This is a genomic window from Streptomyces durhamensis (assembly GCF_000725475.1).
Taxonomy (GTDB): Bacteria; Actinomycetota; Actinomycetes; order Streptomycetales; family Streptomycetaceae; genus Streptomyces; species Streptomyces filipinensis.
The window spans coordinates 182,708-194,667 of sequence record NZ_JNXR01000010.1 but is presented as its reverse complement, the minus strand read 5'-3'; the positions used below and the strand labels follow the sequence as shown (position 1 = coordinate 194,667).

General features: G+C 73.7%; 10 protein-coding genes and 2 pseudogenes. 7 read left to right on the top strand and 5 right to left on the bottom strand.

The window, feature by feature from the left end; genetic code table 11:
• The first annotated feature begins 35 nt into the window (after positions 1-35).
• Complete coding sequence (locus IO33_RS0116880; protein ID WP_031165534.1) at positions 36-461, top strand: ATP-binding protein; 426 nt, start codon at positions 36-38, stop codon at positions 459-461.
• On the opposite strand, the pseudogene IO33_RS54085 reads toward IO33_RS0116880, so the two are convergent.
• The 3 genes and pseudogenes from IO33_RS54085 to IO33_RS0116870 form a co-directional block, all read right to left on the bottom strand.
• A pseudogene (locus IO33_RS54085) lies at positions 458-577 on the bottom strand (IS481 family transposase); the annotation flags it as partial. The gene IO33_RS0116880 and the pseudogene IO33_RS54085 sit on opposite strands and share 4 nt — an antisense overlap.
• 121 nt (positions 578-698) lie before the next feature.
• On the bottom strand, positions 699-1,883 hold the full coding sequence (locus IO33_RS0116875; protein ID WP_209438867.1) for a PP2C family protein-serine/threonine phosphatase: 1,185 nt from the start codon (positions 1,881-1,883) through the stop codon (positions 699-701).
• Positions 1,884-1,981: 98 nt separating this feature from the next.
• Positions 1,982-2,740, bottom strand: coding sequence for an IclR family transcriptional regulator (locus IO33_RS0116870; protein WP_031165530.1), 759 nt, complete (start codon positions 2,738-2,740; stop codon positions 1,982-1,984).
• 204 nt (positions 2,741-2,944) lie between these two features.
• On the opposite strand from IO33_RS0116870, the gene IO33_RS0116865 reads away from it, so the two are divergent.
• From IO33_RS0116865 to IO33_RS44225, 4 genes and pseudogenes are all read left to right on the top strand, one after another.
• Positions 2,945-3,208: a hypothetical protein gene (locus IO33_RS0116865; protein WP_157857868.1), complete on the top strand. Its 264-nt coding sequence runs from the start codon at positions 2,945-2,947 to the stop codon at positions 3,206-3,208.
• A gap of 221 nt (positions 3,209-3,429) precedes the next feature.
• Positions 3,430-3,792 carry a helix-turn-helix domain-containing protein gene (locus IO33_RS44230; protein ID WP_245235818.1) on the top strand — a complete coding sequence of 121 codons (363 nt, stop codon included), beginning with the start codon at positions 3,430-3,432 and terminating at the stop codon, positions 3,790-3,792.
• A 215-nt stretch (positions 3,793-4,007) separates the two neighbouring features.
• Positions 4,008-4,565 carry a DoxX family protein gene (locus IO33_RS0116850; RefSeq protein WP_031165526.1) on the top strand — a complete coding sequence of 186 codons (558 nt, stop codon included), beginning with the start codon at positions 4,008-4,010 and terminating at the stop codon, positions 4,563-4,565.
• Between the two features lie 210 nt (positions 4,566-4,775).
• Positions 4,776-6,847: pseudogene (locus IO33_RS44225) on the top strand (SpoIIE family protein phosphatase).
• A gap of 67 nt (positions 6,848-6,914) precedes the next feature.
• On the opposite strand, the gene IO33_RS0116840 reads toward IO33_RS44225, so the two are convergent.
• On the bottom strand, positions 6,915-9,719 hold the full coding sequence (locus IO33_RS0116840) for a SpoIIE family protein phosphatase (protein WP_051926812.1): 2,805 nt from the start codon (positions 9,717-9,719) through the stop codon (positions 6,915-6,917).
• A gap of 146 nt (positions 9,720-9,865) precedes the next feature.
• Positions 9,866-10,582, bottom strand: coding sequence for a hotdog fold domain-containing protein (locus IO33_RS0116835; protein ID WP_031165522.1), 717 nt, complete (start codon positions 10,580-10,582; stop codon positions 9,866-9,868).
• 90 nt (positions 10,583-10,672) lie between these two features.
• Between IO33_RS0116835 and IO33_RS0116830 the strand changes: the two genes are divergently transcribed.
• Entirely contained in the window at positions 10,673-11,182 is a 510-nt protein-coding gene (locus IO33_RS0116830) for a DinB family protein (protein ID WP_031165520.1), read from the top strand.
• A gap of 395 nt (positions 11,183-11,577) precedes the next feature.
• Positions 11,578-11,958, top strand: coding sequence for a phosphotransferase (locus IO33_RS52490; RefSeq protein ID WP_245235817.1), 381 nt, complete (start codon positions 11,578-11,580; stop codon positions 11,956-11,958).
• The last annotated feature ends 2 nt before the right edge of the window (positions 11,959-11,960 follow it).

Genomic DNA, 11,960 nt, shown 5'->3' with positions numbered 1-11,960 from the left:
CGCCGGACCGGCAGCACACACCATCGGGAGAGACCATGACGGCTCAGCTCAACACGCTCATCCGGGCGGCCTACGAACATGTGTGTCCGGTGCCCCCCGTCGCCGGCGCCGTCTCGGCCGTACGTCGCCGTGTCGCGGCGGTCCTGGCGGACTGGAGGGTGTCCGCGGACCTGGTCGAGGACTCGCTGCTCGTGGTGTCGGAGCTGGTCACCAACGCGATCATCCATGCCTGCCCGCCGGCCGTACTCCGGTTGTCGTGGCTGCCCCGCGACGGCGCGCGGACGCTGTGCGTCGAGATCACCGACGCGGGACCCGCGCTCCCGATGGGCCGGTCGGTCGCCGGGGTCGACCCGGACGAGCACGGTCGGGGCGAGACGATCGTCCACGCCCTGGCGACCCGGCACGGCATACGCGTCCACACCGGCGGGATCACCCGCTGGGCCGAGATCGTCGCGCTCTAGTTGTATTGACCTGAAGCGTTGTTCACGCGGCTGATCGGTGGGTGGCCGCCGAGTGCGGTGTGGCAACGGTGGTGGTTGCAGGTGTGCAGGAAGTCTGCCAGGGCTGCGGTGCGTTCCGGGCAGTACGGTGGGACACGAAGACCTCCGTGCGGTGCGTTCCTAGACAGCTCCACCACACCGGAGGTCTTCGCCATGATCAAGCCCGACCGGCGTTGACAACGCTCGTGATCAATACGTCTAGAGCGCGGCCTCGGCCCGGGACGGCAGGGGGGCCTGCGCGTCGTCCGTGGTGTGCCTGCGGAGCAGGAGCAGCGCCGCGTCGTCGTGCAGCCGGCCGCCCACATGCGCCAGCAGCTCGTGGTGGAGCGCGGTGAGCGTACGGGCCGGCTCGTCGGAGACATGCCGGGCCACCCCCTCGGCCAGCGGATAGAACTCGCGCGCGTGGTCGCGGGCCTCGGTGACCCCGTCGGTGTACAGCAGCAGCTGTTCTCCCACCCCGAAGGGCAGGCGCTGCAGGTGAGGGGCCTGGCCCGAGAGCGCGCGCAGCCCCAGTGGGGGCGTGGGGCGGGCGGGCTCCACCGCCCTGACGTCGCCGGACGCGGAGATCAGCAGCGGAGGGGCGTGACCGCAGTTGACGACCTCCAGATGTCCGGACCGGGGGCATCCGGCGATCACGGCGGTGACGAAGTCGTCGGGGCCGAGGTTGCGGGCGAGGCTCCGCTCGATCCGGCCGACGACGGCCAGCAGATCGGGCTCGTCGTGGGCTGCCTCGCGGAACACACCGAGCACCAGTGCGGCGGTGCCCACGGCCGGCAGCCCCTTGCCGCGTACGTCGCCGACGATCAGCCGCACCCCGTGCGGGGTGGGCACCAGGGCGTAGAGATCCCCGCCGATCCGGGCCTCGGCCGCCGCGGCGCTGTAACGCACGGCCACCCGGAACGGGCCCACGGCCTCCGGGACGGGCGGAAGCACCGCGTGCTGGGCCGCCTCGGCCACCGAGCGGACGGCCGCGAGGACCCGCTCACGCCGGCCACCCAGCGCGCTGGCCAGCCCGCTGGCGGCCGTGACGGCCAGCAGGGCGCACAGCACGGCCGTCAGCTCGCCCGGCGGGACACCGTGCCCGATGCCCAGCGCCGCGCCCAGCGCCGCGGCGAGGAGACCTGCGCACAGCACACCGCGCGGCCCGTTGGTCGCGGGGGCCAGTGCGGGCCCGGCCGCCAGCAGCGGCAGCCAGATCAGGCCGGCCCCTCCGGCGAGGTCCACGAGGACGACGACGGCGAGTACCAGCACCGGCAGCACCGGCGTCCTGCGGGCCAGCTGTCGGGCGGCATGCCGGCGGACCGACGCCGCAGCGTCCGCCGCGCGGTTCCTGAACGGCCTCCTCGGCTCCTGCTCGTCGCCATGGTGTCCGGCCTGACTCATGTCTTGTCCGCACTCCTTGCCTGTACGGGGTGCACACCCGGAATGTCCCTTTCGTTCAAGGAAACGGGCTGGGTGCGGCTGTCACAAGGAGCGGATTTTCAGATAGTGAGCGAGAGACTTCTGGTCACCCGGCCCGCGATGGGGAGCAGGCGTGCCCCGATCCGCTGGAGCTGCGTCTGCCGCTCCACGGGCACGGAGACGCCGAGCGAGCCCGGCGTGCCGCCGCGGTAGACCGGCACGGCGACGCACACCGTGCCGAGTGCGTACTCCTCCAGGTCCGTGACGACCGGTGCCATCTGGGGTGATGCGATCCTGCGCAGCAGCTCCGGGAGGCTGGTGATCGTCCGTGGCGTGAGGTCGGGGAGGTGGTGCCTGGCCAGATAGTCCCGGCGGGCGTCCTCGTCCAGCTCGCGCAGCACGGATTTACCCAGGGCGGTGGCGTGCCCGGCGTCCTCGAACCCCACCCACAGGTCCACCCGGGGCGTACGGGGCCCGTCGACGATCTCGGCGACCCTGATCTCGCCGTCCTCGTAGAACGTGAGGTAGCAGGCGCTGGACAGCTCGTCGCGCAGGGCGGCGAGCGTCGGGCGGACGCGGCTGAGCAGCGTCTGTGTGTGGCCGGCCGTGTGCAGGGAGTTCAGCCGGTCGCCCAGCACGAAGCCGCCGTCGTCCAGTTTCCGCACGTATCCGTCGTGCACCAGGGTGCGCAGCAGATGGTAGGCGGTGGCCAGGGGCAGCCCGGTCTCGCGTGCCAGCTGCTTCGCCGGCGCGCCGTTCTCGTGCGCGCTCACCGCCTCCAGCAACCGGAAGGCCCGCTGCACGGACGTGATGAGCGTGGGGCCGTCCTGAGCGCTCATAGGACCAGCCTGCGCCGGGCGCCCGGCAGCGGCAAGGCAGGCGCCCCCAGGGAGCGGCGCCCGGCATCCGTACGGACTCTGGCCGGGTGCCCCGGGTGTACGAGTCGGGCGTCACCTGCGGACCGGCCGGGCGTTGACACGGCGACCCTCGCCTCGGATCGGTGGGTGTCGTGCCAGGAGAACGAAACGCCTCGAAGGATGGACATGACCAAGTCTCTGCGTATCGCGGCCGTCACGCTTCTTGCCGTCGCCGGCCTCGGCGTCTGTCCGGCCGACGTGTCGGCGGCCGCCGCGCGTGCCGGCTCCGCGCCGGTCGGTGGCCCGGCTGCCGCGCCTGCGCGCATCCCGGCACCGCTCACCGGCGACAACCCTGACAGGTCGTCCGCGGGCGGGGTCCTGGGCGGCCCCGCCGACCCCATCGGCTTCGGGCCCCTCAACGTCGCCGTCCCCGCGCTGGGCGTGCTGTAGCGGATGGCCGGGCCGGCCCCTCGCGCCCCCGGGCCCGCCCGCGGGCCGTGGTCATGAGGCCACGCCGGTCAGGGCCAGGAACTCGCTCCGGGAGCGGGCGTCGGACCGCAGCAGGCCGAGCAGGGTGGAGGTCATGGTGCTGGAGCCGGTGGCCTGCGGGCCGGCCTCCTGCTGGACGCCGTCCTGACGAGGGCGCCGGCGAACGCGCCACGCGGGCGGCCATGCGGACCGCCGAACAGCGGGGCCGGCAGATGGGCGAGGCCGCGCGGGACGAGACCCGCCCGGGCCGGCTGGGCCCCGAGCCCGGGCTGACCGCGTGCGAGCGGCTGCTGGATCACCACGGCTCCGAACCGGTCCGGGAAGGCCCCACGCACCTGCGGCTGCGCAACTGTCCCTTCCACCCGCCGGCCGCGAAGGCCCCCGACCTGGTGTGCGGTATGAACCAGGCCTTCCTCAGCGGCTGCCTCCACGGCCTTGAGGTCAGCGGAGTCGACGCCGTCCTCGCCCCGGAGCCCGGGGAGTGCTGCGTGCGGCTGGGCCCGAGCGACCCCGACCGTGACGACCGGACGGCCCAGGACCACTGACGCGTCACCGTCCGCACGCCCCCGTGAGCCCTCGCCGCCCGGACGTACGCCCCCGTGAGCCCTCGCCGCCCGGATGCACGACCCCGTCCCCGGCGCAAGGATCGTGGGGGGAGCACGCTCCGCGCCGCTGCGCGGGGACCGCTCGTCACCGGTTGCTCGGCATCCGTCCGAGCTGGGGGAAACGCCCGACCCGGCGTTCCGACCGGAGCATCGCCATGTTCACCAAGCGCATCCTGAACCGTTCTGCTCGTTCCACGGAACCGGTAGCGCATCCCACCACCGCCCCCCTGGCCACGGCCGCCGACGTGGGCCTGCTGCTCATCAGGCTGACCTTCGGTCTGCTGATGGCCGCCCATGGGGCTCAGAAGGTCTTCGGGTTCTTCGGGGGCCCGGGCCTGACCGCGACCGGCAAGGGGTTCGCGGCCCTCGGGTACCACCCGGGAAAGCTCTTCGCCGCCATCGGAGGGCTGTCCGAGCTGCTCGGCGGTCTCGGCCTGGCCCTCGGACTGCTGACGCCGCTGGCGGCCGCCGCCCTGATCGGCGTCATGATCAATGCGATGGCCACGGTCACCGGCGCCCACGGCCTGTGGGATGCGGACGGCGGCGTGGAATACAGCGTGTGCATCGCCATCGTCGCCCTGGCCGTCGCCGCCATCGGCCCCGGCCGACTGGCCGCCGACCACTTCTTCCGCTGGGGCGGGGGCGGCTGGAAGGAGGCAGCCGTCGCCCTCGGCCTCGGCGGCGCCGCCGCCGCGGTGACGCTCGCGCTCTGAAGGTCCGGGGCCGTCGAGAGGCGCCGGGTCCGCTCGGCGCCCGCGCGGGGGAGCGGGCCGCCGAGCCGGTCGTCGGCCCACCGGAGCCCGGCAGCGGCGAGATCGCGGTCCGGGAGGCAGGCCGCTTTGAACGCGGTGACTATGAAGGAGGAAGGCGGTGAGGCGCCGACGCGGCGCGCGCTCCCACCGCGTGGGAGAGGAGAACGGCCTATGGGCAGGGCGGGCCCCTCACGATCCGGCGCCCCGGGCCGGCCCGCGCCCGGTACCGGCTCGTCGCCCACCGGCCTGCTCGACCTGCTGAGCGTCGCCGCGGTGGTCCTCGACACACACGGGCGCGTGGTCTTCTGGAGCCCCCAGGCGGAGGAACTGTTCGGCTACAGCGCGCAGGAGGCGCTGGGCCGGTTCGCGGCGCGCCTGCTGGTCCACGAGGAGAACTGGGACCGGGTGGTCGCGCTGTTCGCCCAGACCATGGAGTCCGGCGCCGACTGGGCCGGAGCCTTTCCGGTCCGGCACAAGGACGGCAGCACACGGCTGGTGGAGTTCCGCAACATGCGGCTGCTCGACGACCTCGGGGACACCTACGCCCTGGGCCTGGCCGTGGACCAGGCGACGGTGGCACGGGTCGAGCGGGGCGTCGCCCTCTCCGCACGCCTGGTCTCCCAGTCCCCGATCGGCCTGGCCATCCTCGATCCCGACCTGCGCTACGTGACCGTGAACCCGGCGCTGGAACGCATCCACGGCCGCTCGGCCGCCGAACATCTGGGCCGGGGCGTCCGCGAGGTCCTCACCTTCCTGGACGCCGAGGCCGTCGAAGCCCGGATGCGCGAGGCCCTGAAGACCGGGCAGCCGGTGTCCGACCGGTACGTCGTCGTCCGCACCGGTGCCGATCCGGACCACGAGCGCGCCTGGTCCGTGTCGTACCACCGGCTGGACGACGCCACCGGCCGGGTGATCGGCCTGGCCACCTCCGTCATCGACATTAGCGAACGCCACGAGGCCACCCAGGCCGTGACCCGCGCCCGCAACCGCCTGGCCCTGATCGCCCACGCCTCCGCCTCCGTCGGTACGACTCTCGACGTGGAGCGGACGGCGCACGAGCTGGCCGGCGTCGTCGTACCGGACCTGGCCGACGTGACCGCGGTCCACGTGCTCGACAGCGTTCTGCGGGGAAGCACCCCCTCGCACACCGGCCCCGCCCGATTCCGTGTCGCCGCCGTCGCCGCGACACCCGCCTGCGCAGCGGCACGGGCGGCCGCCGACGTGCCCGGAGGACTCGCCACCTACGACAGCGACCGTCTGATCACCCGGTGCGTGCGCACCCGCCGGCCGGTGCTGGTGGCCGAGACCACCCGCGGGGACCTCCGGCACATCGCCCGCACCAGCGAGGCCGCGTCCCTGCTGGAGGCGACCGGTGTGCACTCCTACCTGGCGGTGCCGCTTCTGGCCCGCGGAGAGGTCCTGGGCGCGCTCAGCCTCGAACGCGTCCACACACCCGCGTCCTTCGACGAGGACGACACGCTCCTCGCCTGCGAGCTGGCCGGCCGCGCCGCCACCTGCATCGACAACGCCCGCTGGTACCAGAGCGTGCGCGACACCGCCCTCACCCTCCAGCGCCGTCTGCTCCCCGAGCTGCCGTCCCGCCTGGCCGGACTGGAGATCGCCTGCCGCTACCGGCCGGCCGGAGCCGTCACAGAGATCGGCGGCGACTGGTTCGACGCCATGCGCCTGCCGGGCGGCAAGGCGGCGCTGGTGGTCGGGGACGTGATGGGCAGCGGCATCGACGCCGCCGCCAGCATGGGCCAACTGCGCAGTGCCACCCGTGCCTTCGCCGAGCTGGACCTCGACCCGGCGGAGGTCCTGCGCCACCTCGACCGGCTGACCGAGGACGTCGAGCACACCATCGCCACCTGCGTCTACTGCCGGTACGACCCCGAGCGGGGCGAGTGCCGCATCAGCGTGGCCGGTCATCTGCCGCCCGCCCTGGTACGGTCCGGCCGGCCGAGCTGCTCGACGTCCCCTCCGGCGTGCCCCTGGGCGTCGGCGGATGCGCCTTCGAGACCACCGTCTTCGCCTTCCGCCCCGGCGACCAGCTCGCGCTGTACATCGACGGCCTCGTCGAGACACGTGGCGACCCGATCGACGCCCGCCTCGCCATCCTCCGCGACGCCCTGACCACGACGGCCGGCCAGGACCTGGCAGAAACGTGCGACCGGGTGCTGGAGACGCTCCGGCCCCCCGCCGGCGACGACGTCGCCCTCCTCCTGGCCCGCGCCCGGCCCTGAGGGAGACCTGCGAGGCGCTGAGCGCCGCACGGTGCGCGACGGCCGCGGCGCGTGGGGCCACGCGGGCTCATGCGCCGGGGTCGTCGAACTGGTCGAGAAGGAAGTCCACCGGTGCGTGGCCCAGGGCGGCGGACGCGCCGTCGCCGAGCAGCTGTTCCGCCCAGATGACCTTGCCGCGGGTCGTGTACCGCGTTCCCCACCGCTGGGCGAACTGCGCCACCAGGAACAGCCCCCGCCCGCCCTCGTCCGTGGTCGCAGCCCGCCGCAGCCGCGGCGAGGTGCCGCTGCCGTCCGACACCTCGCAGATCAGACAGCGTCCGTACAGCAGCCGCACCCGGACCGGCGGCAGGCCGTACCGGATGGCGTTCGTGACCAACTCGCTGACGATCAGTTCCGTGGCGAACCCGGTCTCCTCCAGCCCCCACTCCCGCAGCGTCTCCCTGCAGCGCGCCCGTACCGAGGGAACCAGCGCCGGATCCGGCGGCACGTCCCACTCGGCCACGTGCGAGGACGGGAACTTCCGGGTGCGTGCCGTGAGCAGGGCGATGTCGTCGCGGGAGGATGACGGCTTCAGCGCGTCGATGACCGCCTGGCACGTCTCGTCCGGAGTGCGGCCCCCGGATCCGCGCAACGCTTGGCGCAGTCCCTCCATCCCGACGTCGATGTCGTGGCTCCGGTTCTCCACGAGGCCGTCGGTGTACAGCACCAGCTGGGAGCCCTCCGGCAGGGACAGCTCGGTGGTCTCGAACGGGTAGCCGCCCAGGCCGAGCGGTGCCGAGGGCGGTACGCCGGGACAGGTGACCGTCCCGTCCGGGTCCACCACCACCGGTTCCGGGTGTCCCGCCCGGGCCATCGTGCAGGTCCCCGACACCGGGTCGTAGACCGCGTACAGACAAGTCGCTCCCGTCACGCCCTCCCCCTCGTGGCCTTTCGCGACATCACCCGCGTCGTCCTCGTTGTCCATGCGGACGACCAGGTCGTCCAGGTTCCCGAGCACCTCGTCCACGGGCAGGTCCAGGGTGGCGAAGTTGTGCACCGCGGTGCGCAGCCGGCCCATGGTCGCGGCCGCGTGCAGCCCGCGACCGACGACGTCACCCATCACCAGGGCCACCCGGGCGCCCGGAAGCGGGATGATGTCGAACCAGTCCCCGCCCACCCCCGCCTCCGCGGGCAGGTACCGCCAGGCCACCTCCAGGGCGTCCTGGTCCGGCTGCCCCCGGGGCAGCAGGCTGCGCTGCAGCGTCACCGCCATCGCGTGCTCGCGGGTGAACCTCCTGGCGTTGTCGATGGCCACCGCCGCCCGCGCGGCCAGTTCCTCCGCGAAGGCGAGATCCTCCGACTCGAACGCCGGGGAGTCCACCGTCCGGTAGAAGTTCACCACGCCCAGCGGTACGTTCCGCGCCCGCAGCGGCACGGTCACCAGCGACCGCAATCCGCACTCCAGGGCCATCCTGGCGCGCTCCGGGTCCTGTTCCCGCCAGCCGTGCGCCTGCCGCAGGTCCGCCTCCAGCAAGCCCCGTCGCTCCTGCAGCGTCCGCATCTGCGGGGTGCGCTCCGAGAACGTGATCACTTCGCCCAGCGGATACACCGGCATCATCTGCTGTTCGCCGCCGATCGCCGCCCGGCGCAGCTGCCGCCAGCCCTCCGCCGTGGGCTCCCACCCCCGCAGGACCGCGTCGAGCAGGTCCACCGTCACGAGATCGGCGAACCGGGGCGCCGCCACGTCGGCCAGCTCCTGGGCCGTACGCTCCACGTCCAGCGTGGTGCCGATCCCCACCCCGGCCTGGTACAGCAGCTCCAGCCGCTCCCGTGCGAACGCGGCCCGCCCCGAGACCGCCGCCAGCTCCGTGGTGTCCCTGAGGGTCACCACGCTGCCGCCCCGTTCGGAGTCGGGGTACGTCGGCCGCTTGTTCACCGCAAGCAACCGGTCCCCGGCCCGATGCAGCTCATCGGTGACCGTCTCCGGCGACGTCAGCAGCTCCGTGATCGGCTCCGGCAGCCCCAGCTCCCCCGCCGGGCGCCCCCGCGCGTCCGCCGGCAGGTCGAGCAGCCGGATCGCCTCGTCGTTGGCCAGCAGCAGTCGTCCGTCGGCGGCGGTGATCAGCACTCCTTCCCGCACCGAGTGCAGCACCGCGTCGTGGTGCTCGTACAGCTGCGCCAGCTCCGCCGGGGCCAGACCGTGCGTCTGCCGGCGCAGCCGCCGGGACACCAGCGACGTTCCCGTCACGGCCAGGGCCAGCGCGGCCGCGCCGCTGCCGAGGATGATCGGCAGCTGCGGGATCCACAGCGCCGCCACGTTCTTGACCGTGACCCCGGCCGAGACCAGGCCCACCACCTTGCCGTGCGCGTCGGTCACCGGGACCACCGCCTGCACGTCGGTCCCCCTGCCCGCGGGCAGGGGCGGCCCACCGGCCTGTTCGACGACGGTACGGCCCTTCAGCGCCGGTTCGATGGTGCCGACGAACTTCTTCCCGATCTCCCGCGGGTAGGGATACGTGTAACGGGTCCCTTTCGTGTCCATGACGATGACGAAGTCCACGCCCGTACGCTTGCGCGCCGTCTCGGCCTTGGGCTGGAGCACGGCCGTCGGGTCCGCGCTCTGCAGCGCCTCGGCCGTGCCCGGCGCACTCGCGAAGGACTGGGCCGCGACGACCGAGTCGCGACGGCCCCGCTCCAGTGCGTCACGCGCCGTCTGGAACACCGTGGCCGTCACCGCCGCCACGACCAGCAGGACGACGATGACGACCTGGAGAAGGAACACCTGACCGGCCGCACTGCGCAGGTCCAGCAGGGAAGCCTGGCGTGGGCGGGAGCGTCCGGCGGCGGGCGGATGACGTTCCGGGCTCCGATGTCGCCCGGAAAATACCTCCATACACCCTTGATAACACCGCTGCGGGGAGGCCGTCGCCGCAGGCGTGGGGAGGAGGGGTGGCAGGGACCCCGTGCCGTCGGAGGCGGGGTGGCCCACGCCGGCCGCCCGCCGCTGCGATCAGCGGGTGCGGCCGAGCGTCGGGGGCGTCATCGGGGGTCCACCCACAGTGCCGAGGCGACCGCGCACAAGTCGCCCCGCGCGGTGGCCAGGGCGGCACCGACCCGGTGCTTGCGCCCGTCCACCGAGCGGACCCACGCGTACGACACCAGGCGCGAGGAGACAGGCACCGGCTGGAGCAGCCGAGCCGTGAGCGAGGCCGTCATCGCCCCCTCCCGCATGCTCCCCCGCAGCCGCCCCGCCGCGCTGCCGGGGCAGTCGAGCGCTCCCCACACGAGCTCCGCCGGCAGCATCCCGTCGGCGTCGGCGAGCGCGGACCCGGCCGTCCACGCGGCGGCCACCAGATCCCGTCCCGGCACGGCCCCGCAGTGCAGGCGCAGCCCGGTGTCGGGGGTGCGGTCCAGTCCGCACCCGAAGCAGTCCACGGCTCCCGCCGGCGGAGCCGCGCGGTACGCCTCGGCCGCCGCCGACGCCTCGGCCCACGAGGGCGGTTCGGGGGCTTCGAGGTCCAGCTCGTCGGGCACGGCCACCGCGAGCACGCCGTCCGCACCGGTCAGTACGGCCCCGCCGCCGGCGGTCTCCGCGAGCGCCACCGGTACGTCCACCGGGGTCGGCCGGCGGAAGTCCACCCGTACGGTCTTGGCCGCCGCCCGCCCGGCCAGCACGCCCGCCACGTATCCGCCGAACGCCACCCCGGGGTACCCCCGCAGCCGGCTCGGCACCGTGATCGTCTCGATGTCGGTCATGGCGCCCACTCCACCACACCCCCGGATTCCCGGCGGCCGCAGGGGCGGGGTACGTTCGACGCTCCTAGCCCGTCCCGAGAGGAACTCACCGTGACCGTCGAACGCATTGGCCCGCCTCTCTTCGGCACGGAGCGCGAGACGCTGCGGGGGTTCCTGGAGTTCCACCGGGCGACACTGGCGATGAAGTGCGAGGGCCTGACGGAGGAGCAGCTCAAGGAGCGGTCGAGCCCGCCGTCGACCCTCTCCCTGCTCGCGCTGGTGCGCCATATGGCCGAGGTCGAACGCGCCTGGTTCCGCCGGGTGTTCGACGACAACGCCGCTCCGATGGTCTGGTCGGAGAAAGAGTTCGACTTCCAGGCCGCGTACGACACCACGGACGCGAGCGCCGAGGAGGCGTTCGCGGTGTGGGAGGCCGAGGTCGAGCACTCGCGCCGCATCGAGCGCGAGGCGGAGTCCCTGGACCTCGCCGGGTACCAGCCGCGCTGGGAAGAGGACGTCTCCCTGCGGATGGTGATGCTCCACATGATCCTGGAGTACGGCCGCCACAACGGCCACGCGGACTTCCTCCGCGAGGGCGTGGACGGCACGGTCGGCGCCTGAGGGTACGGCGGCGGTCGGACGGTGTCTGATGAGGGGATGGAGACCCCCGACCGCGCAGCGACCCCGGCCGTCGACCCGTGGCCCGGGTACTTCGCCGACCGCGGACATCCCGGAGCCCGCCGCATCGGCGCGGGCGTCGAGGGCGCCGTCTACACACTGGGCGGCGGCCGGGTGGCCAAGGTGTGGGCGGGGCGTGGGCCGGCCGAACTCACCCGCCAGGTGTACGCGGACCTCGCACAGCACCGACTGCCCTTCGCCACACCGGAGATCTTCGAGGTCCAGGAGCACGAGGGCGTCGTCGTGACCTACGAGCGCGAGCTGCCCGGCGCGCCGCTCGGGGCGACTCCGCCCACGGGGGCTTCCCGCGCGAACTGCCCGTCCACCACGAGAACGCGTTGCTCGCCGTCCTACGCGGCCTCGCCTCGATCCCGGGCACCGACGCGATGCGCCGGCTCACCGTCCAGGGCGACGACCGTCCGCTGTGGCAGGGCCACGACCGCTTCCAGGACGCGCTCGCCGCACTCGTCGCCCGGGCCGTGGCCCGGCACGGCGCCGCTCTGGCCGTGCACGTGCCGGACCTCGACGCGGGCACCGCACGCACGCTGAACGCGCTGACGGCGCTTGCCGACGCTCCGGTCACGGCGATCCACGGTGACCTCGTCCCGCCCGACATCCACACCGACGCGGCCGGCCGGCCCGTCGCCGTACTCGACTTCGGCTTCTGCACGACCGCCGGCGACCCGGCCTTCGAGGCGGCCGTCACCGCGGCCGTCTAGGA

Excerpts from the sequence above, each read along its gene's own strand:
- IO33_RS0116880 (WP_031165534.1), top strand. The coding sequence starts at position 36 with ATGACGGCTCAGCTCAACACGCTCATCCGGGCGGCCTACGAACATGTG.
- IO33_RS0116875 (WP_209438867.1), bottom strand. The coding sequence starts at position 1,883 with ATGAGTCAGGCCGGACACCATGGCGACGAGCAGGAGCCGAGGAGGCCG.
- IO33_RS0116870 (WP_031165530.1), bottom strand. The coding sequence starts at position 2,740 with ATGAGCGCTCAGGACGGCCCCACGCTCATCACGTCCGTGCAGCGGGCC.
- IO33_RS0116865 (WP_157857868.1), top strand. The coding sequence starts at position 2,945 with ATGACCAAGTCTCTGCGTATCGCGGCCGTCACGCTTCTTGCCGTCGCC.
- IO33_RS44230 (WP_245235818.1), top strand. The coding sequence starts at position 3,430 with ATGCGGACCGCCGAACAGCGGGGCCGGCAGATGGGCGAGGCCGCGCGG.
- IO33_RS0116850 (WP_031165526.1), top strand. The coding sequence starts at position 4,008 with ATGTTCACCAAGCGCATCCTGAACCGTTCTGCTCGTTCCACGGAACCG.
- IO33_RS0116840 (WP_051926812.1), bottom strand. The coding sequence starts at position 9,719 with ATGGAGGTATTTTCCGGGCGACATCGGAGCCCGGAACGTCATCCGCCC.
- IO33_RS0116835 (WP_031165522.1), bottom strand. The coding sequence starts at position 10,582 with ATGACCGACATCGAGACGATCACGGTGCCGAGCCGGCTGCGGGGGTAC.